The sequence below is a fragment of the Brevundimonas sediminis genome (genome assembly GCF_048799765.1).
Lineage (GTDB): Bacteria > Pseudomonadota > Alphaproteobacteria > Caulobacterales > Caulobacteraceae > Brevundimonas.
This window is the reverse complement of the sequence record NZ_JBLYQK010000002.1, coordinates 204822-228913: the sequence shown is the minus strand read 5'-3', so window position 1 is coordinate 228913 and position 24092 is coordinate 204822. Positions and strand designations below refer to the sequence as shown.

Below are 24092 nucleotides of genomic sequence, written 5' to 3'. Positions count from 1 at the left end.
AGAAAAGCGCAACATCGGGTCTTGCCCCCCCGCCGCACGTGGGGTAGAGACCCGCCCTCGCCGAGAGGCATGCGCACCCGTAGCTCAGCTGGATAGAGCATCAGACTACGAATCTGAGGGTCAGGAGTTCGAATCTCTTCGGGTGCGCCACTCTCTCCTTCTTCCGGGATCGGAAGATCGAGCCTTCCCTGAAAATCTGAAGCCGTCGCCCCAACCCCGCGCGCGTCGTGGGGGCAGCGCTCGACCGGCCGCCGCCCTCGGCCGCGCGCCGGTGAGGCTCTCCGCGACACCGGCGCCGCCCCAGTTGTGCGTCATCTCATTTCTCGCAATACGCGCGCGCCCATCGTAGCAAGGGGGACCTGCCCGACGCACAGGGCGCGGCGCCCATCGGCGAGGTGATGTATGCTGGCTGGTCTTCTGGTTACGGCGCTCCTGCTTCAGCAGCCCGCCCCCGCCCCGCCTTCTGCTGACGACGACTGGCTGCGCGACGCCACCATCCGGCGCGTTGACTACGTCATCTTTCACCAGTCGATCGACGACGAGAACGTCGAGCGGGTCTCTCGTCTGCTCCAGCCGGACGACATCCTGGATCTGCAGAGCCAGGGTGGCGCGGTCCGCGCCAGCCTTCACTTCGGAGAGCTGGTGATGGATCGCGGGATCCGGGTTCGGGTGACGGGGGAGTGCGCGTCCGGTTGCTCGCTGGTCTGGGCCGCGGCCCGGGACCGGGTGGATAATGGATTCGTCGGCGCCACCTTCCACGGCACGCCGATCAGCTCGTGGAAGTGGGCCTCGGAAAATCCCGAATATTTCAGCGCCGCTGAGCTCACCCTGATTGAAAATGAGAACGCCGTGTTCCGGGACTTCCTGGCGAAGGCCGGCCTTCAGCCCTGGCTGTTCGAGTGCGCCTATCGCCTGCAGAACATCCGCCAGAACCCGGTCCTGAACCCGGCGCCGGGCCAGCCGCGCTTCAGGCCGGAAGGCGACTACACACGGGTCTGGTTCCCGGCCGGCATCCTCACGCAGGCAGGGGTCCGCGGCCTTGATCGGTATGATCCCCCAAACCCGAGGCAACGCCTATCGATCGAGACGGACAACGGAACCCGCCCGACGCCTCTCCCCGTCTACTGGGCGTCCGACGGCGACTGCGACCCCGACATCGCGGCGGCTGGACAGGGCTCCTGAGGACAGGGAGACGGCTCGCCGGGACCAGTTGATGAGCCTCAACGACCGAAAGACCGCACCGCCCACGCCTACCCGCACACCCTCAACCCGCGGACCCGGATCGGCGACGTCGTGGCCTTCCTCGAACGGGATCGACAGGCCCTGACGGCCTGACCCATGGACCGAGCCGCGCCGAGACCGCATGCTCCGGCGTGATGGTCGAATCGCCCCCCTTCGAGGCCTACGAGTTCTTCGCCGGCGGCGGCATGCTGCGGGCCGGGCTGGGCCACGGCTGGACCTGCACCTTCGCCAACGACATCGACCCGCAGAAGGCCGCCTTCTATCGCGCCAACTGGGGCGGGGAGGAGCTGGCGGTCGGGGACATCGGGGCGATTACGCCCGCCGACCTGCCGGGACAGGCCGACCTGATGTGGGGCTCCTTCCCCTGTCAGGACCTGTCGCTGGCCGGAAACGGCGCGGGGCTGGGCGGCGCCCGGTCGGGCACCTTCCACGCCTTCTGGGGCCTCGCCAGCGGCCTGCTCCGCGAGGGGCGCGGCCCCAGGATCGTGGCCATCGAAAATGTGTGCGGGGCCCTGACCTCACGTGGCGGACGGGATTTCGAGACCCTGTGCCGGACGTGGGATGAGGCCGGCTACGCCTTCGGGGCGCTCGTGATTAGCGCGGACCGGTTCGTGCCCCAATCCCGCCCCCGGCTTTTCGTGGTCGGGGTCCGGGGCGACCTGGAGATCGATCCGGCGCTGCTGGCGAACGGGCCGGAACGACCTTTCCATCCGGACAATCTGAGGCGCGCCGTGGCGCGGCTGCCCGCCGACCTGCGGGAGCGGACGCTGTGGTGGCGACTGCCCGAACCCGAGGCGGCGCCGGCCAGTCTGGCCGAACTGACCGAGACGGACGGCCCACATCTGGAGTGGCACAATCAGGCCCAGACCGCGCGGCTGCTGGAGATGATGTCGCCGGTCAACCGGGCCAAGGTTGAGGCGGCCCGAACCTCGGCGACCCGACAGGTCGGCGCCCTGTTCCGCCGGACCCGCAAGGATGCCGGGGGCCGCAAGGTGCAGCGCGCAGAGGTGCGGTTCGACATGGCGGGTTGCCTGCGGACGCCGGGCGGCGGCTCCAGCCGTCAGACCCTGGTGATCGTCGAGCACGGGCGCGTCCGGTCGCGACTGATGACGGCGCGGGAGACGGCGCGGCTGATGGGCCTGCCGGACCACTACACCCTGCCCGGGTCCTACAGCGCGGCCTGCAAGCTGACCGGAGACGGGGTGGCGGTTCCCGTGGTCCGTCACCTGGCCCGTTCGCTTTTCGAGCCTCTGGCCCGGGCCCCGACGAAGGCCGCGTGCGCGGCCTGACCCGCGCGGCCGCTTGCCAAACGCCGGCGCAGGCGCATCATGGTGAACGGGCTTCCGGGGAGGTGATCGGATGAAATTCGCAGTTATGACCGCAGCCGCTTTGGCGGTGTTCGCAACGCCGGTTCTGGCGGAGGACTGGCATGCCTATTCGAGAACGGGCACGCGGGCCTATCTGGCCGATGTCGACAGCATCGTCACGGTCGAGGGCGGGTTTGTCGCGATCCGCGCCGCGTCCGTCCCGCTGGGCGGTCCGGCGGGCGACCTGACCCACGGCGAGGAAATCTACCAGTTCGACTGCGCCGGCCGGAAGTGGCGGACGGCAGGCGCCACCGACTTCGCCGCCGACGGCAGCCAGGACGGCGACTACCCCGAGGAGGGAGCGGCCTGGGAGCCGTTGAGGCCCGACACCGTGCCCGATTTCCTGAAGCAGATCGCCTGCGACGGCTCTCGCTCCGCCGGAACGACCTACCCCAGCATCCGCGCCTTCGCCGAAGCCGGACGACCGTAGTCGTCCGGTCGCGACGCCTGACGCCGACGCGGCGTCAGGCGTCGACGGCGGCGTCCAGGGCGTTTTCCTGGATGAACTCACGGCGCGGCTCGACCACGTCGCCCATCAGCTTGGCGAACAGATCGTCGGCGTCGTCGGCGTGCTCGACCTTCACCTGAAGAAGGGTGCGGGCGTTCACGTCCAGGGTGGTCTCCCACAGCTGGTCGGGGTTCATCTCGCCCAGACCCTTGTAGCGCTGGATGGCGATGCCCTTCTTGCCGGCGTCGAGGACGGCTTCGAGCAGGTCGAGCGGCCCGCGGATGGTCACCGACTTGTCCTTGCGGCGGAAGACGGCCGGCCGGTCGAACAGACCCTCGAAGGCGGCGGCGCGCTCGGCCAGACGACGGGCGTCCTGGGACCGGATCAGGGTTTCTTCCAGCACGATGCGTTCCGAAACGGCGCGGCGGACGCGCTCGAAGGCGATCGCGCCTTGGGCGCCCGGCCCACCCGACCACGCGCCGTCGCCCTCTTCGGCGAACAGGTTCAGCCGGTCCGCGGCAAGCGCCAGATCGCCGCCGTCATCGGCGAAGACGCCGGCCAGCGCGGCCTGTTCGACCGCGAAGGCCGGAGCCCGCTGCGACAGACGATCCACGCCCGCCTTGAAGGCCTTGGCTTCGCGCACCAGCGCCTGCAGGTCCAGACCGGTGCGGCGCTCGCCCGACGGCAGGTCCAGCTCGGCCTCGGACGAGCCTTCCTCGATCAGATAGGCGTCCATGTCCGCCTGATCCTTGAGGTAGCGCGACTGCTTGCCCTTGGAGACCTTGTACAGCGGCGGCTGGGCGATGAAGACGTGGCCGCGTTCGATCAACTCCGGCATCTGACGGTAGAAGAAGGTCAGCAGCAGGGTGCGGATGTGGGCGCCGTCGACGTCGGCGTCGGCCATCAGGATGATCTTGTGATAGCGCAGCTTGTCGGCGTTGAAATCGTCGCGGCCGATACCCGTGCCGAGGGCCAGGATCAGGGTGCCGATCAGGTCTGAAGACAGCATGCGGTCAAAGCGCGCGCGTTCGACGTTCAGGATCTTGCCGCGCAGGGGCAGGACGGCCTGGTTCTCGCGGTTGCGGGCCTGTTTGGCCGAGCCGCCGGCGGAGTCGCCCTCGACGATGAACAGTTCGGACTTGGCCGGATCGCGTTCCTGACAGTCCGCCAGCTTGCCGGGCAGGGACGAGATCTCCATCGCGGTCTTGCGACGGGTCAGGTCGCGGGCCTTGCGCGCGGCCTCGCGGGCGGCGGCGGCCTCGATGATCTTGGAGACGATCAGCTTGGCCTCGGCCGGATGCTCCTCGAACCAGGTGGCGAGGCCTTCCTGACAGAGGTTTTCGACCGCCGGGCGGACTTCCGACGAGACCAGCTTGTCCTTGGTCTGGGAGCTGAATTTGGGGTCCGGCACCTTGACCGACAGGACGCAGGTCAGGCCTTCGCGGGCGTCCTCGCCCGAGACCGAGACCTTCTCCTTCTTGGCGGCGCCGGCGCTTTCGATATAGCCGCCCATGACCCGGGTCAGGGCCGCGCGGAAGGCCGACAGGTGGGTGCCTCCATCCCGCTGGGGGATGTTGTTGGTGAAGCACAGCATGGTCTCGTGGTAGCTGTCGTTCCACCACAGGGCCAGGTCCAGCTCGATGCCGTCCTTGCGGCCGCGGACGGTGATGACGTCCTTGAGCAGGGGCGATTTGGACTTGTCGAGGTGGCGCACGAAGGCCTCGACCCCGCCCTCATAGTGGAGGATTTCCTCGAACGGCTCGGCGCCGCGATCGTCGCGCAGCTTGATGACCACGCCCGAGTTCAGGAAGGCCAGCTCGCGCAGGCGGTGTTCCAGCGTCCTCAGGTCGAAGTCGATGTGGCTGAAGGTGGTCAGCGAAGGGAAGAAGGTGACCTGGGTGCCGGTCAACAGCTCGCCCTTTTTCGACCCTTCGGTGCGCACCGGAGCGTCGCCGGTGACCTTGAGGCTCTCGGCGGTGTCGCCGCGCTCGAACCGCATCTCGTGGCGTTTGCCGTCGCGGAAGATGACCAGCTTGAGCCAGTCGGACAGGGCGTTCACGACCGAGACGCCGACGCCGTGCAGACCGCCGGAGACCTTGTAGGAATTCTGGTCGAACTTACCGCCCGCGTGCAGCTGGGTCATGATGACCTCGGCCGCCGAGACGCCTTCCTCGGCGTGGATGGCGGTGGGGATGCCCCGCCCATTGTCGGTCACGGTGACCGAACCGTCGGCGTTCAGGATGACCTCGACCAGATCGGCGTGACCGGCGAGAGCCTCGTCGATCGCGTTGTCGACGACTTCATAGACCATGTGGTGCAGGCCGGAGCCGTCGTCGGTGTCGCCGATGTACATGCCGGGGCGTTTGCGGACGGCATCCAGGCCCTTGAGAACCTTGATGGAGTCGGCGCCGTATTCGGCCGGGGCGACAGCGTCGTCGGAGGTCTGATCGGTCATCAAATCGGTCGATAAAGCGGCCCCGCGAAGGGCCCGGAAGACGGCGCGAATCTGTATCGCGCCGGAAGGCTCAGAATATAGGAATTATCCCGGAAATTGCGAGGTTCCGGGGGCGATTGCGCTCACCTCTCCATCGCCCCTTCAAGGCGATGGGAAGGACAGATCGCGCAGCGATCAGGTGGGGGCGGCGCAGGGGGTGAGTGATTGGCCCGCCGACACCGGTGTTCGAGACTCCTCCGGCCCCGACGGAGCCGCCCTCACCTGATCGTCGCTGACGCGCCGATCTGTCCTCTCCACTCGCTTGGGGGCGAATGGAGAGGTGAGGACAGGGCACGCGTCTTCGCCGCTTCGGCCGAAGCGGTGATGGGAAGGGCGCGGGACGCCGGGCCTCGCCCGGGGTTTGATAGATTTACCGTTTCGACGAGATCAGCGTCCCGCGTGGTCGTTTGTACGCGCGCACTCCGGCTGGCGGCCTTGCGTTATGGCCTTGCCGGATCACCGCCGGGAACATTGCTGCTCCCGACGCGGGGCGGACATGACAGGTGCATCAGGGACCGACAGCGGCCCGCAGTCCAACAGCGCGCGGCGAGCAGGCGGACGGGATCCATCCCCGCCCTCAAGGCCCCCTGCACTCTCCCTCGCGCAGGCTTCATCGCTCCACCACAGCCCGCCGTCGTCGAGCAGCGTGGATCCGACGCCCTCCCCATCGACGGGATGCGGGAAGTATGGGGCGGGCGGAAGGGCAGCCAGTTTCGTGACGCTGGCGCGGGTATGTTGGTGGGGGAGATCAGGAAGTTGGGCGACGGAGATTGCGCGGGTTCGAGGTGAACTTCTGCGTATTTTTGGAGGACGCACAGGCTTCCTTCTCCCCTTGAGGGAGAAGGTGGGCGGCGGAGCCGCTCGGATGAGGGGGCTGGTTGAGGGTGAACAGTCCAAAGCCAGCCTGAAGCCGGCTTACCCCTCATCCGTCTCGCTCCGCGAGCCACCTTCTCCCTCAAGGGGAGAAGGGATCAGGAAAACCCGCCGTCCGCCACCTTCACGAACTGGGCCCGGCCGGCCAGCGGGGCGAAAAGGTCCGCCTCGGTTCCGGTCATGAAGGCCTGCAGGCCCAGGGCCTCGATCTCGTCGAAGAGGGCGGCGCGACGGGCCGTGTCGAGGTGGGCGGGGGCCTCGTCGAGAAGGAGGACGGGGGCCGCGGCCTGGCCGGACAGGCGGGTGATCTGGGCGAGGATCAGGTTCAGCACCAGCGCCTTCTGCTCGCCGGAAGAGCCCTCGGCGGCGGGGCGGTTCTTCTCGCGGTGCAGGGCGGTCAGGTCGGAACGGTGAGGACCGTAGAGCGAGCGGCCGGCGGCGGCGTCGCGGGCGCGGGAGCGGGCCATGCCCTCCCGGATGGCGGCGGCGATCGCCTCGGGTCCGGCGCCCGAGGCGGCCATGGCCTCGGCCTCGCCGGTCAGGCCGAGATCGGCCTGGGGGAAGGGACGGTCGTTGCGGGCGTCGATGGCCGACTGGAGCACAGTCAGGGCGGCAGAGCGGGCGGCGGCGGCGGCGGCGCCCGCCTCGCCCAGCCGGACCTCGAGCGCATCGAGCCAGAGCGGGTCGGCCGGTCGCCCCTCGGCGCCGTCGGTGAGCAGACGCAACCGCTCACGCAGGGCCTTCTCATAGGTGGAGACGGCGGCGGCGTGGTCGGGCCGGTCGGCGAAGACCAGGCGGTCGAAGAATTTCAGCCGGGCGGCGCGGGCGTCGGAGAAGAGCCGGTCCTGCTCGGGCGTGGCCCAGACGGGGCGCAGGTGATCGAGCAGGCGGCCCGGCTGGGCGGTCTCGCCGTCGATGCGGACGATGCGGCGGGCGGCGCCGGGCGTCTGGACGCCGGTGCCCAGCTTCGTCTCGTCGCCATCAGTGGTGAGGACGGCGGCGACGGCCCAGGCGCGACCGCCGGTCTCGCCCGGCTCGCGACGCCCCATCTCGGGGGCGGTGGCGCCGCGCAGGCCCTTGCCCGGCGTGAAGAGGCTGAGCGCCTCCAGCAGATTGGTCTTCCCCGCCCCGTTCGGCCCGTGCAGCACCACCGACCCCGCCGCGATGGGCAGGGTCGCGCTCGCATAGGAGCGGAAGTCGGTGAGGGTAAGGGATGTGATCAAGACTGACGCCAGGCTTCGAGATACGCTTCGAAGGCCAAGGCCATGCCGAAAAAGCCCAGCCCCTTCCTCGAGCCCCTTCGTCCGGTCAGCGGGTCCGCCCTGGTCTCAAGGCTGACGAAGCCGCTCCCATAGCGGATCGTGAAGGTGTCGAAGGCCGCGATGTCCATCCGCCGCACCGCCATCGTTCGCCCCCAAACGGGGCGATAGCGAAGACCTTCGGACGTGAGGTCGATCCGCTTGGGGCGAACAAACCCCGTCGCGTTGAACAGAATGCTTCCCACGGCCAGCCCGAGGAGCGGCAGCGACACCATCCACCCCGGATTTTCGTACGCAGTCGCGATGGTGATCAGAAACGCGCCGATCACCGAGAGAACGAAGTTGACCGCGTAGAGAACCTTCGGCGTCTCTCGGGCCTCGGCAAGGCCACTAGGGCTGATCTGTTCGATCACACCCGCAGCGGCATCAGCACGTACTGGACGCCCGGATCGCCCGGGTCGAGGACGAGGGTCGGGCTGGCCGGGTCGGCGAATTTGAAGGCCGCGGTCTCGCCGGTGATCTGGCCGGCGACGTCCAGCAGGTAACGGGCGTTGAAGCCGATCTCGAACGGTTCGTCGGAGTAGCCGATCTCGACCTCCTCGACGCCCTGACCGGCTTCCATGTTGCGGACGGTCAGGGTGACGCGGTCCAGCTCGAAGGCCAGTTTCACCGAGCGGCTCTTCTCGGCCGAGATGGTGGCGACGCGGTCGACGGCCTTGGAGAACAGGCTGTTGTCGATGTCGGCCTGCTTGTCGTTCCCCTTGGGGATGACGCGCATGTAGTCCGGGAAGGCGCCGTCGATGACCTTGGAAGTCAGGGAGGCCTCGCCGAACTCGAAACGGATCTTCTGGGGGCTGACCATGACCTCGACCGCGCCGGCGCCGTCATCCAGCAGGCGGCGGACCTGATCGACGGTCTTGCGCGGGACGATGACGCCCGGGCCGCCGGCGGCGCCCTCGGGAGCCGGGGTCTCGGCCAGGGCCAGACGGTGGCCGTCGGTGGCCACGGCGCGCAGCAGCGGAATGCCGCCCTCGGCGACCGTGTGCAGGTACAGGCCGTTCAGATAGTAGCGGGTCTCTTCGGTCGAGACGGCGAAGCGGGTCTTGTCGATCAGCCGGGCCAGGTCTTCCTTGGCCAGGGTGAAGCGGGCGCCCGTGGTCTCGGTCGACATGACCGGGAAGTCGCCGGCCGGCAGGACCGGCAGGTTGAACTTCGACCGGCCGGCCTGGACCAGCAGGCGGGGGTCGTCGCCCGACCAGGACAGGGACACCTCGGCGCCGTCCGGCAGCTTGCGGACGATTTCGTACAGGGTGTGGGCCGGGGCGGTGATCTGGCCCTCGACGTTCACGGTGGCGTCGGCCTCGTCGACCATCTCCATGTCGAGATCGGTGGCGGCGAAGCTCAGCTTGTCGCGGCCCGCCGACAGCAGGACGTTGGAGAGGATCGGAATGGTGTTGCGACGCTCGACGACGCTCTGGACGTGCCCGAGGGCCTTCAGAAGCGCGGAACGTTCGATGGTCAGTTGCATGTCGTCTCGCCCCACGGCGACTCACCGAGAGCCGCCGGTAAACTATGGGGTACGGACACTAGCGGATTAGCCGGGCGGAGCAACGGGGGCCAGCAGCCGGGCGGAAAGTGATTAGTGGATAGTGATTAGTGGATGGCCGGGATAACCGCCGGCGGATGCCAGATCAGGCTCCGGCGCGCGCCACCGCGATCCACTAACCACCAATCACCAACCACGCGCCGAAGGCGCTCAACCGCGCAGCTTGCGGGTCAGGGCCTCGACGTCGCGGGCGATCTGTTCGTCCTGGGCGATCAGCTCTTCAATCTTGCGGACGCCGTGCAGGACCGTGGTGTGGTCCCGCCCGCCGAAGCGACGACCGATGTCCGGATAGGAGCGGGTCGTGTGCTGCTTGCACAGATACATGGCGATCTGGCGCGGGCGGGCGACCGAACGGGTGCGGCGCTCCGACAGCAGGTCGGCCTGCTTGAGGGTGAAGTGATCGGCGACGGTCTTCTGGATCTCGTCGACGGTGATGCGGCGCTCCGGGCCGCCGCGCAGGGCCGAGCCGAGCAGGCCTTGCGCCTCATCGACGGTCAGGGCCGACAGGCGGGTGGCGGCGACGGCGGCCAGGGTGTTCACGGCGCCTTCCAGCTCACGCATCGAGCCGGGGGTGCGATCGACCAGATGCTCGAGCACGTCGGGACGGACCTCGCCCGAGACGACGCCCAGCTTCGACAGGGCCTCGATGCGGTTGCGGGCCACGGCCAGCTTGAGCGAACGATCCGCCGGCTCGACCGGGCAGGTCAGGCCCGAGGCCAGATAGCTGCGCAGGCGCGGCTCGACCTCGGTCAGGGCCATCGGCGGCTTGTCGGCCGAGAGGATGATCTTCTTGCCGTCCTCGATCAGGGCGGTCAGCGTGGACAGCAGCTCTTCCTGGGTCGAGGCCTTGCCGCCGACGAACTGGACGTCGTCGATCAGCAGCATGTCGGCCGAGCGCAGGCTGTCCTTGAAGGCGGCGGTCGAGCGGTCCTGCATGGCGCGCACGAAGGTCGACAGGAAGCGTTCGGCGGTCAGGTAGACCACCCTGGCGTCCGGACGCAGGCGCTGGGCCTCCCAGGCGATGGCGTTCAGCAGGTGGGTCTTGCCGTAGCCGTAGGGGCCGCAGAAGAAGATGGGGTTGAAGTGGCCGTCGGCCCAGGCGGCGGCCTGACGGGCGATGGCCAGGGCGAAGGCGTTGCCCTGTCCTTCCACGAAGCTGTCGAAGGTGAGGCGGTCCTGCAGACCGGCGGCGCGCACGGCGCGGGCGCCGTCGGCCACCGGGGCGACCGTGGCCATCGGCATCGAGGCGTTGGGCATGGCCACGACATTGCCCGACATGCCGGCGATCGGGGCCGGGGGCGCGGCGCGGCCGGCGGCGACCTGGGAGGCCGGGGCGACCGAGCCCATCTCGGCGCGGCAGCGGACATCCAGACGACGGGCCTGCGGGTCGAGGCCGAGCCACAGCTCGTTCATGCGGCGCAGGGCGTTCTTGCGCACCCAGTCACGGGCATAGGCGGTCGGGGTGACGAGGATCAGCTGACCCGAACCGTCCACGCGCACGGCGGACGGCGCGATATAGGAGCTGAACGCCCCCTCGCCGATCTCACCGCGCAGCCGTCCGGCCGCCTCGGTCCAGATACGATCCGGATCCGTCATCCCCGCCATCATTGCGCTCCCCATCATCGGTCAGCCACCCGCCGCAAAAATCCATCACGCGACGCCCTTCTGAACCGGCTGATGCAGGGACGACTTCTCCGGCCCGGTGCAGCGGTGTCGCCGCCCGGATGGGGTCGTTCTCTCGATCAGACGGCTCACGCCGGTGCAGAACAGGGTTCCGCGCCGTCTTCATCCGTGTGGGGATGGAAGTGCGTCAGCCCCTTGAACTTACGCCCGGCGAAGGGCGGGTCAACGCTGATTCGAGACTCATTTTGCAGTTAAAATTGTTGACTCCGGCAAGTGCCGTCACAGCCTTGGGAAATCCGGATTTCGCCACAGAGGCGAGCGCCGTTCGGCGTGAAACCGGTTACCGGCGCACGCGCAAACGGCGAGGGAGCTTGCGCGCCCTCGCCGTTGAAATCGCTGATATTTACCATGACAGGCCCGTAAAAGGCCGTCCGGCGCCCGAAAATCAGGCGGCGGTCATCTTCTTCAGCTGCGCGGCCAGGCGCGAGACCTTGCGCGAGCCGGTGTTCTTGTGAACGACGCCCTTCGACACGGCGCGCATCAGCTCCGATTGAGCCTCGACGAAGGCGGTCTTCGCGGCGCCGGCGTCGCCACCGGTGACCGCTTCCTGGAACTTGCGCAGGAAGGTGCGGACGCGGGTGCGGCGCGCCTTGTTCACTTCGGTGCGGGCAGCGATCTTGCGGATCGCTTTCTTGGCGCCGGGATTGTTGGCCATCAGTCAAACCTTCGAACGGAAAACGCCGCGGAGCTCACGTCCACGGCGTGCGGAAATCTCAAGAGCGCGCGGCTATAGCGGAAAGGGTCGGCCCGGGCAAGCGGGACTCTGACTCGTTTTGCGGGAGACCTCATCCCCGCCGCCAGCGTTGCAGGTGGTCCAGCACATCGGCGACCAGCTGGTCGCGGGTGAAGCCGGTGACGTCGCGGGCGCGACCGGCGTCGTCCGAACGCGCGGACAGCCGCCACTCCATCACCCGACGTCCCTCGGGCGCATCGGCGGCGGTCAGGGCCGGGCGCGGACGACGAACGGCGCCCAGCCGATAGTGGAAGGCCCGCCCCCCGGCCACATCGACCGTCAGCGAGACGCCGTCCCCGTCGACCGCGACATCGGCGGCCAGCCCCTCGACGAGTAGGCCGTCCCGAACGCCCCCGAGCGCCGGAACGCCGGCGCGGGCCAGCTGGCGGTCGATCTCCTTGCGCGAGGCGGGCGAGAAGATGCGCTTGAGCTGCTCCGGCAGGGGCGGCGCCTCGGTCTCCAGGGTCCGCCCCGCCACATCGGCGTTCATCTGGCGCACCAGCCCGATCGCGATCAGGATCATGATGACGGTGAATGGCAGGGCCGCCACGAGCGTGGCCGCCTGCAGGGCGCCCAGACCGCCCGCCAGCAGCAGCAGGGCCGCCACCAGTCCCAGCAGCAGACACCAGTAGAGGCGCTGCCATTTCGGCGTCTCGTCCGCCCCGCCGGAGGCGATGGTGTCGATGACCAGGGCTCCGGAATCGGCCGAGGTGACGAAGAAGACCGCCACCAGCATGATCGCCAGGGTGGAGGTGACGGCGGCCCCGGGCAGCTGTTCCAGGAAGTGGAACAGGGCGGTCGACAGATCGGCCGTCACCGCCTGCGAAATGGCCCCGGCCGCCGCCCCCATGTCGAGGCTGATGGCGGTATTCCCGAAGACCGTCATCCAGAGGAAGGTGAAGCCCGCCGGCACCAGCAGGACGTTCAGGATGAACTCCCGCACCGTCCGCCCGCGCGAGATGCGGGCGATGAACATGCCGACGAAGGGCGACCAGGCGATCCACCAGGCCCAGTAGAACAGGGTCCAGTCCGCCATCCACGCCCGCGGCTCGTAGGCGTACAGGGTGAAGGTGCGCTCGAAGAAATGGTCGAGGTAGAAGCCGAAATTCTGGACCAGGGCCTTGAACAGGAAGCCGGTCGGCCCGACCGCCAGCACGAAGATCATCAGCAGGACGGCCAGGGTCAGGTTCAGCTCGGACAGGCGGCGGACCCCCTTGCCCACCCCGCTGAGCACCGACAGGGTCGCCGCCGCCATGACCACGGCGATCAGACCGACCTGCACCCAGGCGGTGTTGGGAATGCCCAGCAGATAGGACAGGCCGCTGTTCATCTGGGACACGCCGAAGCCCAGCGACGTCGCGATGCCGAAGGCCGTGCCCCAGATGGCGAAGATGTCGACCGCATCGCCCAGCGGCCCGTTCACCCGCCGCCCCAGCAGGGGCGACAGCCCCGACCGCAGGGTCAGGGGCAGGCCCTTGCGGTGGGCGAAGAAGGCCAGGCTGAGCCCGACCAGGGCGTAGATGGCCCAGGCGTGGACGCCGTAATGGAAGAAGGTGATGCCCATGGCCTCGCGGGCGGCGGCGAAGGTGCCGCCCTGTTCGGCGGGCGGGCTGATGAAATGCTGGATCGGCTCGGCGACCCCGAAATACATCAGGCCGATGCCCATGCCGGCGGCGAACAGCATGGCCAGCCAGGACAGGTAGGGAAAATCGGGCTCGGCGTCGTCGGGCCCCAGCCTCAGCCGCCCGGTCGGCCCCAGGGCCAGCACCAGCACCAGGCCGACGAAGCCGGCGACGGCGGCGATATAGAACCAGCCGAAGGTTTCGATCACCCAGGATTGGGCGGCCTGGAAGATCCGGTCCGAGGTGCCCGGGGCGATCAGGGCGAGAAGGAGGAGCAGCCCGATAATCAGGCTCGCCCCCCAGAAGACGCGGGGGTTCATCTTGGCTTTGAGCATGGAGCTCAAGCGTCGCCGTTGCGGGAGGGTTCCCGGGGGCGGGTGAAAAGAGGATGGGGGACCGTCAGAAGTCGGCGAAAGCCGCCTCGTTGACGGTCACCTCCTCGACCATCCTGACGGTCACGCCCAGCCCGCGATCCTTGAGCAGGTCGCACAGGGCGTCGCCGTCGACCAGATCGATGGCCGGCGCGCCGTCCCGGGTCGCCTCGCGCCGGGCGTCAGCCGTGAAGGTCCCCGTCGTGATGATCAGCCCCTTGTCCGTCCGCCCAACCATGGCGCCCCGGAAGTCCCGCACCGCCCCTGCCCCCACCGAGCCCGAGTAGCGCTTGCACTGGAACAGGACGTGGAAGGACAGCAGATTGACGCGCAGCACGCCGGTGCCGTCGATGCCGCTGTCGCCAGACTTGCCGGTCACCTCGACCTTGATGAAGCCAAACTCGCGCAGGAGGCGCTGGCAGAGGCGTTCGAAGGCGGCGGGGTCGAGCGCAAGCAGGAGGGCCATGAGCTGGTCCTTCCATTCGCCGGACGCGTCTCCCCCGCAACGCTCCCGGGCTCCGGCGCCTGGTCCCGGGCCTCGCGGACCTTTCGGCTGTAGCTGCCTGAACCTGCCGGATCGTCTCGGCGAACTCGGGCGGGGTAACGACCGCGCCTGCGGGCGTCAGGGTCCAGACGCCGCGCTGGCTGTTGTCGACCACGCCCGCCAGCTTGAGCCAGCTGCGGGCGAAGCCCAGCCGCCGGGCCACGGCCAGCTCACTGAACTTGCCCACCCGGACGGCGAGCACCTCCTCGCTGAGACCCATGTGCTGGGCCACGTCCTCCAGCATCTAGGCATTGCTCATCGACCGGCCATGCGCCTTCAGCCGCTCGATCATCGGCCACATGAAGGCTTCTGGGGGGGGGGGGGGGGGAGGTCGGTGATGGTGGCCATGATCTACCCTTCCGTTACGACGCGCACTTCTCGGCGAAGGTCCCGTCCGGACGCGGGACGCCAACCTCAAGCACGAGCAGAGCGAGTTCGCGTTAGCTGGTTATCGGCAACTCGATCTGCTTCATGATCCGGTCCGTTTCGAGCAGGACCTTGATGATCTTCTGATAGTGGCCGGTGTCGTCCCAAGACAGTGCCCGACCGCGTCGGTCCTTAAGCCACTTCTGGGCGGGCTGATATCCGCCGATCAAAAACCTCCATGAGATCTCAGGCACGGCGTCGAAATACTGCTCCGGGTTGATGTATACCCTGCCACCCTCGAACTTGGGATAGCCCGCCGCGACGACGTCGTCGCCATCGCCATGATAGGGATAGGGCGTCTCTCCGATGGCGGGCGTCTCCATAAGGTGGAGGCGGCGCAGTTGCTCGCCCTTATCGCTGACGTGGCGGAATACGTCCGGCGACGGCGGATAGGGGATGCGCGGGAAGTCGATCTTGAGGAACTCGGCATAGGTCGCGCGATAGTCTGGCGAGTGCAGCACGCCATAGATGTAGTCAAACACCTTGACCTCGCTGGGCCGAGCGTCGCCCGTCGCGGCGCGGAAGTCGTCGTCCGGCCCCGCCTGATCAGAGGGGTCTATTCCAGCGCCCGTGCAGATGGCGGTGTAGAGCTTGGGCTCGAGGTTGATACGGCGTTGCTCAAACGTCCCCTGCCGCGCGTCGCGCGTGGGATAGACATATAGCGGGATGGCATAATCTTGGCCTTTGTTGCCGAGATAGAAGGTGCCGTGGCACGCGATCTCATCGGTTACCAAGGCATAGGAATAGTCGTCGGTCACCGTCTGCCGCATTGTCATCAGTGACATATTGTCATGGTCGATAAGGTGACTGGTCAAGGCCAGCCTCGCATCGCCGCGCGGAATGATGCGGTTAACCGCCTCGACAGGATAATAAGTATAACGACGATCAAATACTCGATAATTGACGGGTCGAATGGCGTCAGGCCGGAACGGGACGAAGTTCGCGCGCTGTTGCTCGATGCGCCAGTCTTTGGTCTCCTCGATGCCATACTTAGACAACAGGGCCGAGCCATCCAGCGTCGCCATGTCCGCCACCATCCTCCGCACAGATTCCGTCTCGAAATGCCGCTTCACCAGTAGCGGGTCCTTACGGAATTTGACGCCCGACGATTTGAGAATCGAGGCATCGCCGAGCGAAAAGCTGTGTCGCGCGTACTGCTTGATCCGCTTCGACAGCGGGCGGAAGAAATTAAATGGAAGGGGATGGACCTCGACGCGGCCCTCGTCGCGATCAATTGTCCTCAGGAACAGCTCTTCGCCCTTTTGCGCGCGCGTACCCCAGAGCTCGTTATAAGTGACGGTAGCATCGGCAACGCTGTCGCTAGTCTTCACCGCCAAGATGACCGAAACGCCGACTTGGATGTCGAATACGTTCTCGTTTCCACGCCCCTCCGGCGCTCGCTCTTCCCTCAGTGCGCTGCCATGCAGGTCGAGTATGTGGATATGATCAAACGCTTTCAGCATGTCATGGCGCATAGCGCGATGGATTATGCCGTCAATATAGCTGTGATTGGTGATAAACCCCACGACGCCATATGAATTATTTTCAATGAAATATTGCGCTAGCCTCATGAATTTAACGTAATCGTCCGATAGTGGTTGGACATTTTGCTCATTAAGATCACGTTTGTACTGCGCAGTAAGGCTATTTATCCACTGACCGTGGTTGGAAGAACTAACAGAATACGGTGGATTTCCAATTACGCACATTATTGGTGCTTGGCGCTTCACTTCACTCGCCCCGCGCGCTTCCTCTGCCAGCGGCGGGAAGAAGAGATCGCGGACCTCGCGTTCGGCCGGCTCAAGAGAATTAGTGAGCCAGACCGATAGACGTGGCGGCTTGGCGCTGGGTCTATAGCCGCTCTCGGTCAGCTGCATGTCCAGCTTCAGGTGGCACATGGCGTAGCTGGCCATTAGCAGTTCGAATCCGTGCAGACGGGGCAGCAAATCCTGTTCGACATAGCCGGACCATTTACCCGGCGCGCGCTTCTTAACTCGGTCGGAAATCAGCTGAACCGCCTTGGCTAGGAAGGTGCCGGTGCCGGTGGCGGGGTCCAGGACCTGAACCTTATGGACCTCGCGCTTCTCGGTGACCGGCTTGCCTTTCTTGTCGTTCTGGCCGGTGTCCCAATCAATCATCACCTTGGACGTGTCGGCTAGGCCGTCGGCCAAGCCGAACTCTGTTTTCAGCACGTCATCCACCGCGCGGACGATAAAGTCGACAACCGGCTCGGGCGTGTACCAAACGCCACGGCTCTTGCGCTTCTTCGGGTTATAGGCGGCCAAGAAGTCTTCGTAGAAGTGAATGAAGGGGTCGTTGCGAGCCGTGAATTTGCCGAAGTCGCGGAAGAGGGACTGCGGGTCACTGGCGCGCATGACCTGAACCAGATCATCGACGATGTAGGTCAGGCGTTTGGGTAAGCCCGGACCGGCGACGTATTCGAACAGGCCCTTGAGGAAGGGGTTTGAGGCGGGCAGTTTCTCAAGCGCCTCCTGACGACTGAAGGTGGTCAGGTCGTCGTCGTGGAAACGGGCCGCGAACATGCCGTAGGTAATCGTTTCGGCGTAGATGTCGGCGAACTCGTCAGGCTCCAGCGCAGGCAGGAGGTTGGCCTTGAAGCTCTTGAACTGTCCGCCGAGGCCGGAGCGGTATTCGGGATCTTCGGCCAGCGCGATGCCAATCTCGTCCTTGATGATCGCCGCCTTGGCCGCCATGATTTCAGCCAGCCTGGCGGCGGATCGGATACTGATCGGCTTCTGCTCGGCAAACAGCCGAAGGTGCCGCTCCAGCTCTTCAAACTTCTCCGGATTGGGCTGGAAGCCCATGAGGAAGTCGGCGATTGAGACAAAGTGGATCGGCTCTCCGTCGCGGATGAACTCGAAGTCCACGCCGTTGGTGTAGAGCAGGTTCGGATAGGCCTTCTCGTACCGCTTGCGCTGTTCGATCGAGTAGCCTTTGAGCTTGATGACGTCCTTGTCGATGTCCTTGGCTTCGGCCCAGCCGATGGGCACACCGTCGCGCTGGAACATGAAGTCGGGCATGCCGCCTTCCGACTGTTTAGGCTCATTGATGACCGTCAGCGCCGGATCGATGCTCTGGAAAAGCTCATTGAGCGCAGGGCGGTAGCTATGCTCGGTGGCTTGGCCGCTTTGATACTGCGCCTGCACCTTCGCCAAATACTGATCTATCTGCATTTCTTCCGCCCCCACGAGCTGAGCACACATTAGCACGCAGCTAACGCCACTTGGCTTAGTTCGCCCGGACGTTGCAAGCGGGGTCTGCGGGTTTGCGCCTGGGGCCGGCGCCCCTCCACCCCGCGGCGCCCTGCGGGCGTCGCGCGGTCCCCTCCCCGTCGCGGGGCGACGGGGAGGAGACGGGGCGCGCTTACTGGCCCGTGAAGCTCGGCTTCCGCTTTTCGACGAAGGCGGCCATGCCTTCCTTCTGGTCGTCGAAGGCGAAGAGGGAGTGGAACAGGCGGCGTTCGAACTGGACGCCCTGGGTCAGGGTCGTTTCCAGCGCGGCGTTGACCATTTCCTTGTTGGCCATGACGGCCAGCGGGCTCTGGCTCGCGATCTTCGCGGCGATCTTGCGGGCCTCGGTCAGGAGGTCGTCGTGGGGGAAGACGCGGCTGGCGAGGCCGGCGCGCTCGGCCTCGGCGGCGTCCATCATGCGGGCGGTCAGGACCATGTCCATCGCCTTGGACTTGCCGACCAGGCGGGTCAGGCGCTGGGAGCCGCCGATGCCGGGGGCGACGCCGAGGTTGATCTCGGGCTGGCCGAATTTGGCCTTGTCGCTGGCGATGATGAAGTCGCACAGCATGGCCAGCTCGCAGCCGCCGCCCAGGGCGAAACCGTTGACCGCGGCGATGATCGGCTTGCGGAAGCGGGTGACGCGGTCGTGGCCCAGGGCGAAGAAATTGCCCTTGTACATCTGGGCGTAGGACTGGTCCGCCATCTCCTTGATGTCGGCGCCGGCGGCGAAGGCCTTGTCGCCCGAGCCGGTCAGGATCAGGCAGCGGACGCTGTCGTCATGCTCGACCGCATCGAGGACGTCGGCCAGGTCCTTGAACAGGGCCGAGTTGAGGGCGTTCAGCGCCTCGGGCCGGTTCAGGGTGACCACCGCATAGCCGTCGTCGTGACGCTCGATCAGGAGGTTGGCGTAGGTGTCCATCGGTTGAGCTCCGGCGGCGAAGAGTGGTGGCTGAAAGTGGTTAGTGGCTAGTGGTTAGTGGATGACGGTGCAACGGTCGATGAGCCCGGCTACCCACTAACCACTGTCCACCAACCACTGGCCGGGCTCCGCCCTTGTTGGCGTGGATCACCGTCTCGGCAGAAGCGCCAGGGTCAGGGCCGCGCGGAGCAGCTCGGCGATGACCACCAAGGCCAGCAGGGCGTTGGCGGCGATGACCGCCAGACGCGCGAAGCCCTGTCGCTCGAAGAAGATGTCGGGCCGCCAGCCAAACCCTGCGGCCAGGACCAGGGCGCCTGCGGCGGCCATCATCATGACCATGACGGCCATCAGGGAGACGTGGCTGGCCTTGAGCGCGGCGTTCAGGGTCGGTCCGTCGTCCAGCGCGCGCATGCGTCGACGGAACAGCCAGCCGATCAGGCCCGTCGCCACCACCTCGGCGACAACGACGGTGGCCAGCGCCCCCAGGAACGAGAGGATCATCGGGAACAGGTGACCATCCCGCATCACATTCAGGAAGTGGGCGAAATAGGCACCCCAGACGAGGACGCCGACGATCAGGCTGATCCAGAGGTGGGTCTTGCGCATGGGCGGGGCGGCCTTGGGTGGTGGATGGTCGGGGTCGGACGATAGCGGATGGGAGGTGATTGGTGACTGGTGATTGGTGGTTGGGTGGGCCCGACGTCCAAAGATCAGAGGACGATCCAAGCGGCCGCAATCACCAATCACCCTTTCCCAGCCGCCATCTCCGCCAGTTTCAGCACCGTGTTCCAGTTCCGCCCCGTCCCCATGCCGAGCATGCGGGGCGTGGCCTTTTTGAAGATCTCGGAGCCGCCCTGGCCGTTGGGGAACCAGAACCAGAGGACGCCGTCGACGGCCTTGACCGCCTCGCCGTCGCGGCACAGGGCCTGGACCGCGTCGAGGGCGCCGGGCCTGATCCCGTCCTTCATGACCATGGCCACGACCTTGGCCGGATGGGCGACGGCCTCCTTGGGGAAGGGATTGGCGGCGATCAGCTTTGACCACTGGTCGGGGGTACGGACCATGGCGACGATCTTCAGGCCGAAGGTCTTCTCCATCGCGGCCTCGATGTCGGCCTCGAGCCGGTCGGTGGCGAGAGCGCTTTCGACCACGAGATTGCCGCTGGCCTGAAGGGTGCGGGGGTTCTTCAGCCCCATGGCCTCGGCCATGGCCCGCTGCTCGCCGACGGGCGCGCGGACGCCGCCGGTGTTCATGCCGCGGAAGAGGATGATGCGGTGCATGGGGCGCCCTCTGGCGGTGGTGGGACGGGCTCGAAGATCTCGGACTGGAAGTGGTTAGTGGCTAGTGATTAGTGGATCGCTGGATCAGCTGTCGCGCCTGATCATTTCGCACCGGCGCTCGCGGCCGCCACCCACTAATCACTAGCCACTTCCCCGTCACCGCTTCTGGCAGGACGGGCAGTAGAAGGTCGAGCGGCCGGACTGGACGATGCGTTTGACGACGCCGGTGCAGTCTTCGCCCCGGCAGGGCTCGCCCTCGCGGCCGTAGACGTCGAAGCGGTGCTGGAAATAGCCCTGTCCGCCCTCGGCGTTGGCGAAGTCGCGCAGGGTCGAGCCGCCCGCCTCGATAGCGTCGTTGAGGACGTCGCGGATCCTGGCGGCGAGGATTTCGAGACGGGGTTTCGACACCCTGCCCGCCGCGGTCAGAGGCGAGATGCGGGCGCGGTAGAGGGCCTCGCAGACATAGATGTTGCCCAGACCGGCGACGAGGCGCTGGTCCAGCAGGCTGACCTTGATGTTCTGTTTGCGCCCCGCGAACACCTCGGACAGGTGGGCGCCGGAGAAGGCGTTGCCGAGCGGCTCGGGCCCCATGCCCGCGAACCACGGATGGGCCTCGACCTGATCGGTGGGGATCAGGCCCATGAAGCCGAAGCGGCGGGCGTCGGCGAAGCCCACGCGGTGGGTCGCGCCGTCCTTCGTGGCGCAGAAGCTCATGTGCTCATGCTTGCCGGCGATGGGGGCGGGCTCCTCGAACTCGCCCAGCTGGCGGCCGTCGAGGGTGAAGCGGCCGGTCATGCCGAGGTGGGTGACCCAGGTCTCGCCGGTGGACAGCCGCATCAGCAGATATTTGGCCCGCCGGTCGATCCGCTCGACCACCGCGCCGTCCAGCCGTTCCGGGAAGCGGTCGGGGAAGGGGAAACGCAGGTCGGGCCGGTTCTGGCGCGTGCGGTCCAGCCGGGCGCCCTCCAGCACCGGCTGCAGTCCGCGGCGGACGGTCTCGACCTCGGGAAGCTCAGGCATGACGCCTGCCTAGACCAGCCCGACGCCTGTGGGAACGGGGGTCGGCCGCATTCAGGGCGGGGCCGGACGAACCTCAACCGCAGCGACGCGAAACCGCCACAGGACCGCCGTCGGCCCTTCGCGCCGCCGACAAACGAGTCAGGCAGGCAGGGTCCGGGGACCATCAACATCGGGCAGGGCCATGAGCCGCACGATCACCGCCGTCCGCTCGCTGGTCGCGACGGGCTTCGGACCACGCCTGCGCGTCCGGGGACGCCGGAGCCACGACGCCGTATTCGCCGCGCTGTTCATGACGGCGCTGGCGACGGTGTGGTTCCTGACGGCGCCGACGGCCGATCTGGCGGTGAGCCAGATGTTCCATGTGGCGGGCGAGGGCTTCCCCCTGTCGCAGGCCCCGCTGCTGAAGCTGCTGCGCAGGTCGTCGTCATGGACACTGGCCCTAGCCCTGCTGGTCGCCCTGGGCGGACTGGCCCGGGCGGCCTGGATCGGGGGCTGGAGCGGTCTGGGCGCGGCCCGGCGCAGCTGGTGCGCGCTGGCCGGACTGGCGCTCGGCCCCGGCCTGCTGATCAATCTGACGCTGAAGGAATTCTGGGGGCGCCCCCGGCCGGTACAGATAGTCGAGTTCGGCGGCGACGCTCCCTATGTCCCCGTCTGGCAGATCAGCGACTGGTGCCGAAGCAACTGCTCCTTCGCCTCCGGGGAAGGCGCCTCCGCAGCCTGGCTGGCGGCCGCGGTCCTGCTGTTGCCGTCGCCCTGGCGCGACCGGCTGATGGTCCCGACCCTGATCTATGCGACCGCCCTGTCCCTGAATCGGGTGGCGTTCGGGGGGCATTTCATCTCGGACATTGTCCTGTCATGGTCGCTGACGGCGCTGGTGATGAGCCTGCTCCACGTCTGGATGGGGCGACGGACGACGTCGGGGATACAGCAATGGGGCCAGACGGTCCGCACATGAGGGCGCGCCGCCTCGCGGTCGTCGTCTTCCTTCTGGCGGTCATCGGGGTGACCGTCCTGCGGCTTCAGGGGCTGGAGGCGTCCCGCGCCGGGCTGGCCGTCGACGAGGCGCAGTACTGGATCTGGGGCCAGTCACCGGCCTGGGGCTATTTCTCCAAGCCGCCGCTGATCGGCTGGCTCGCCGGGGTGGCGGACCATCTGTGCGGGGGCGGCGAGGCCTGCGTCCGGCGGCCGTCCACCTTCGCCTGGGCCCTCACGGCGGTTCTGGTCTGCGCGGCGGCCCGCATGGTCTACGATCTGCGCGCCGCCCTGTTCGCGGGCTGGGCCGCCCTGCTGGCCCCCGGCGCCGCCTTTTCGGCCCGCATCCTGTCGACCGACGCCCCTCTTCTGACCCTGTGGAGCGCGGCCCTGCTGGCGGTGCTGAAGCTCAGGGCCGGCGGCGGATGGCGATGGGCGATCATGCTGGGCGGGGCGCTTGGACTGGGCGTGCTGGCGAAATACGCCATGCTTTATGCGATCGGCTGCCTCCTGCTGGCGGTGATGTTCGACCGGAAGACCCGACGCGGCCTGCTGTCCTGGAAAGGAGCGGCCGCCCTGATGATCGCATCGGCGATCGTCGCGCCCAATGTGATGTGGAACCTGGATCACGGCCTGACCACGCTGAAGCATACGGCGGGGAACGCCGGCGCCGACGGCCTGAGCCCCGACCTGATGGAGGCCCTGACCTTCCTCGCCGCCCAGGCGGCGCTCGCCGGTCCCGTGATGCTGGTCGGCTGGGCGATGGCCGTGGCGGCGACCCTGACCTGGAGAGGACAGGCGGCGGACGGGGTGATGACCGCCTTCAGTCTGCCGATCCTTCTGGCGCTGACCGCGCTGGCGGGGCTGGCGACCGTCAACGCCAACTGGGCGGCGCCGGCCCTGATCGCGGTCTGGATCCTCGGGGCCGCGCGTCTGGAGCGCAGCCGCGCCGGCCGGGTCTGGATGATCGCCGGACTGGTGCTGGGCGCGGCCTTGCAGGCGGCGCTGATCGTCGGGGACGCCCGGGCCGACCAGCTGGTTATCGGCAAGCGGCCGCCCTACGCCCAGGTTCTGGGGGCGGAAGCGATGGCCGATGAGGCGGCGACGGCGGCCCGGCGTGCGGGAGCCGGAACAATCGTGGCGGAGCGCCGGGGCGACGTGGCGCGACTGGCTTATGCGCTCAGGGACAGATCCCTGATCGTGAAGGCCTGGCCCGCCGCGGCAGGGCAGGCGCCGTCCGATCACTTCCAGGCCGAACGCCCGCTGACCGGGCGGGAAAAGGGGCCGGTTCTCGCCATCGCGCCGTGCGCCGACGCGGCGCGGTTCACGGGCTGGACCCGGGTGGAGCCGCTGGGGCCGGTGACGGCGCCGACCGGTCCCGGACGACACTGGACCGCCTGGCTGTTCCGGCTGGAGGGGCCGACCGGGTCGCCGGTCCGGCCCGCGACCTGCCCGCTCCCTGGCCGCTAGTCCTTGTAGACGTCGTGACAGCTCTGGCAGCCGGCGCGAACCACGCCCCACTGGGCGGAGAAGGCGGCGGCGTCCTCCCCCTGCGACAGCTCGGACAAACGGTCGACGGCGGCGGAGAACTCGGCTGCCTTCGCATTGAAGCCGTCGCGATCCGTCCAGACGGCGGGCCTGGCGCCGGTGTCCACGGTGTCCGGATCGGTGCCTTCGGGGAACAGTTCCGGCAGGGTGTGCGCCCAGCGCGCCAGACCGCGCACGGCGCCGCGCTGGCTCGCGGGCGCCTGGCCGGCGTCGATGGCCGCCTTGAGGCCGCCGACGACATTGCCCGACAGGATCATGCCCGCCTGCCGCGCCTTGACCAGGGCCTCGGGCGCGCCCTGGGCATTGGCGGCGCCGCCGAGACACATCAGGCCGACCGCGGTGAGGATCAGGGTTCGTTTCATGGGGCTCCCTCCCGTTTCGCCGACGGTCGGTCGCGCCGCGGACACTGTCAATCGCGAGTCCTCTCGACGGCT

General features: G+C 67.6%; 19 protein-coding genes, 1 tRNA gene and 1 pseudogene. 6 read left to right on the top strand and 15 right to left on the bottom strand.

What is annotated here, in order from left to right; all coding sequences use genetic code 11:
• The first annotated feature begins 73 nt into the window (after window positions 1-73).
• The 4 genes from ACLQ7T_RS02600 to ACLQ7T_RS02585 all read left to right on the top strand — a co-directional run bounded on the left by ACLQ7T_RS02600 (window position 74) and on the right by ACLQ7T_RS02585 (window position 3039).
• Window positions 74-150, top strand: a tRNA-Arg gene (locus tag ACLQ7T_RS02600).
• A 252-nt stretch (window positions 151-402) separates the two neighbouring features.
• Window positions 403-1182, top strand: a complete 780-nt coding sequence (locus tag ACLQ7T_RS02595) for a hypothetical protein (protein WP_420477994.1) — start codon at window positions 403-405, stop codon at window positions 1180-1182.
• Between the two features lie 194 nt (window positions 1183-1376).
• Entirely contained in the window at window positions 1377-2531 is a 1155-nt protein-coding gene (locus tag ACLQ7T_RS02590; protein ID WP_420477993.1) for a DNA cytosine methyltransferase, read from the top strand.
• Between the two features lie 70 nt (window positions 2532-2601).
• The gene (locus tag ACLQ7T_RS02585) at window positions 2602-3039 is read left to right on the top strand and encodes a surface-adhesin E family protein (RefSeq protein WP_420477992.1); all 438 of its coding nucleotides are present in this window, start codon (window positions 2602-2604) and stop codon (window positions 3037-3039) included.
• A 34-nt stretch (window positions 3040-3073) separates the two neighbouring features.
• Here the strand turns inward: ACLQ7T_RS02585 and gyrB are convergent, their stop codons facing one another.
• The 14 genes and pseudogenes from gyrB to mutM all read right to left on the bottom strand — a co-directional run bounded on the left by gyrB (window position 3074) and on the right by mutM (window position 21138).
• Window positions 3074-5512 (bottom strand): DNA topoisomerase (ATP-hydrolyzing) subunit B, encoded by a 2439-nt coding sequence (gene gyrB / locus ACLQ7T_RS02580; protein WP_420477991.1) that lies wholly within the window; start codon window positions 5510-5512, stop codon window positions 3074-3076.
• Window positions 5513-6522: 1010 nt separating this feature from the next.
• Window positions 6523-7647 carry a DNA replication/repair protein RecF gene (recF, locus tag ACLQ7T_RS02575; RefSeq protein WP_420477990.1) on the bottom strand — a complete coding sequence of 375 codons (1125 nt, stop codon included), beginning with the start codon at window positions 7645-7647 and terminating at the stop codon, window positions 6523-6525.
• Complete coding sequence (locus ACLQ7T_RS02570) at window positions 7644-8096, bottom strand: hypothetical protein (RefSeq protein WP_420477989.1); 453 nt, start codon at window positions 8094-8096, stop codon at window positions 7644-7646. Before ACLQ7T_RS02570 ends, recF begins: the two co-directional genes overlap by 4 nt.
• A complete protein-coding gene (gene dnaN, locus ACLQ7T_RS02565) occupies window positions 8093-9211 on the bottom strand; it encodes a DNA polymerase III subunit beta (RefSeq protein WP_420470363.1) in 1119 nt (372 codons plus the stop codon). Before dnaN ends, ACLQ7T_RS02570 begins: the two co-directional genes overlap by 4 nt.
• Window positions 9212-9439: 228 nt before the next feature.
• Complete coding sequence (gene dnaA / locus ACLQ7T_RS02560) at window positions 9440-10912, bottom strand: chromosomal replication initiator protein DnaA (protein WP_420477988.1); 1473 nt, start codon at window positions 10910-10912, stop codon at window positions 9440-9442.
• A 445-nt stretch (window positions 10913-11357) separates the two neighbouring features.
• Window positions 11358-11627 carry a 30S ribosomal protein S20 gene (gene rpsT / locus ACLQ7T_RS02555; RefSeq protein ID WP_420470365.1) on the bottom strand — a complete coding sequence of 90 codons (270 nt, stop codon included), beginning with the start codon at window positions 11625-11627 and terminating at the stop codon, window positions 11358-11360.
• 130 nt (window positions 11628-11757) lie between these two features.
• Window positions 11758-13662, bottom strand: coding sequence for a BCCT family transporter (locus ACLQ7T_RS02550; protein WP_420477987.1), 1905 nt, complete (start codon window positions 13660-13662; stop codon window positions 11758-11760).
• 64 nt (window positions 13663-13726) lie between these two features.
• Entirely contained in the window at window positions 13727-14164 is a 438-nt protein-coding gene (locus tag ACLQ7T_RS02545; protein ID WP_420477986.1) for a restriction endonuclease, read from the bottom strand.
• A gap of 196 nt (window positions 14165-14360) precedes the next feature.
• Window positions 14361-14462 (bottom strand): annotated as a pseudogene (locus ACLQ7T_RS02540) (hypothetical protein); the annotation flags it as partial.
• 220 nt (window positions 14463-14682) lie between these two features.
• A complete protein-coding gene (locus tag ACLQ7T_RS02535) occupies window positions 14683-17862 on the bottom strand; it encodes a type ISP restriction/modification enzyme (protein WP_420477985.1) in 3180 nt (1059 codons plus the stop codon).
• A 190-nt stretch (window positions 17863-18052) separates the two neighbouring features.
• A complete protein-coding gene (locus ACLQ7T_RS02530) occupies window positions 18053-18838 on the bottom strand; it encodes an enoyl-CoA hydratase-related protein (RefSeq protein WP_420477984.1) in 786 nt (261 codons plus the stop codon).
• 147 nt (window positions 18839-18985) lie between these two features.
• Window positions 18986-19444: a hypothetical protein gene (locus tag ACLQ7T_RS02525; protein WP_420477983.1), complete on the bottom strand. Its 459-nt coding sequence runs from the start codon at window positions 19442-19444 to the stop codon at window positions 18986-18988.
• Window positions 19445-19581: 137 nt separating this feature from the next.
• The gene (locus ACLQ7T_RS02520; RefSeq protein ID WP_420477982.1) at window positions 19582-20118 is read right to left on the bottom strand and encodes a DUF1697 domain-containing protein; all 537 of its coding nucleotides are present in this window, start codon (window positions 20116-20118) and stop codon (window positions 19582-19584) included.
• A gap of 156 nt (window positions 20119-20274) precedes the next feature.
• Complete coding sequence (gene mutM, locus ACLQ7T_RS02515) at window positions 20275-21138, bottom strand: bifunctional DNA-formamidopyrimidine glycosylase/DNA-(apurinic or apyrimidinic site) lyase (protein ID WP_420477981.1); 864 nt, start codon at window positions 21136-21138, stop codon at window positions 20275-20277.
• A 181-nt stretch (window positions 21139-21319) separates the two neighbouring features.
• Between mutM and ACLQ7T_RS02510 the strand changes: the two genes are divergently transcribed.
• Together ACLQ7T_RS02510 and ACLQ7T_RS02505 are read left to right on the top strand one after the other, a co-directional pair.
• Window positions 21320-22093 carry a phosphatase PAP2 family protein gene (locus tag ACLQ7T_RS02510; protein ID WP_420477980.1) on the top strand — a complete coding sequence of 258 codons (774 nt, stop codon included), beginning with the start codon at window positions 21320-21322 and terminating at the stop codon, window positions 22091-22093.
• Window positions 22090-23580 carry an ArnT family glycosyltransferase gene (locus ACLQ7T_RS02505; RefSeq protein WP_420477979.1) on the top strand — a complete coding sequence of 497 codons (1491 nt, stop codon included), beginning with the start codon at window positions 22090-22092 and terminating at the stop codon, window positions 23578-23580. Before ACLQ7T_RS02510 ends, ACLQ7T_RS02505 begins: the two co-directional genes overlap by 4 nt.
• Here the strand turns inward: ACLQ7T_RS02505 and ACLQ7T_RS02500 are convergent.
• The gene (locus ACLQ7T_RS02500) at window positions 23577-24020 is read right to left on the bottom strand and encodes a c-type cytochrome (RefSeq protein ID WP_420477978.1); all 444 of its coding nucleotides are present in this window, start codon (window positions 24018-24020) and stop codon (window positions 23577-23579) included. The genes ACLQ7T_RS02505 and ACLQ7T_RS02500 overlap by 4 nt on opposite strands.
• Window positions 24021-24092 lie beyond the last annotated feature (72 nt).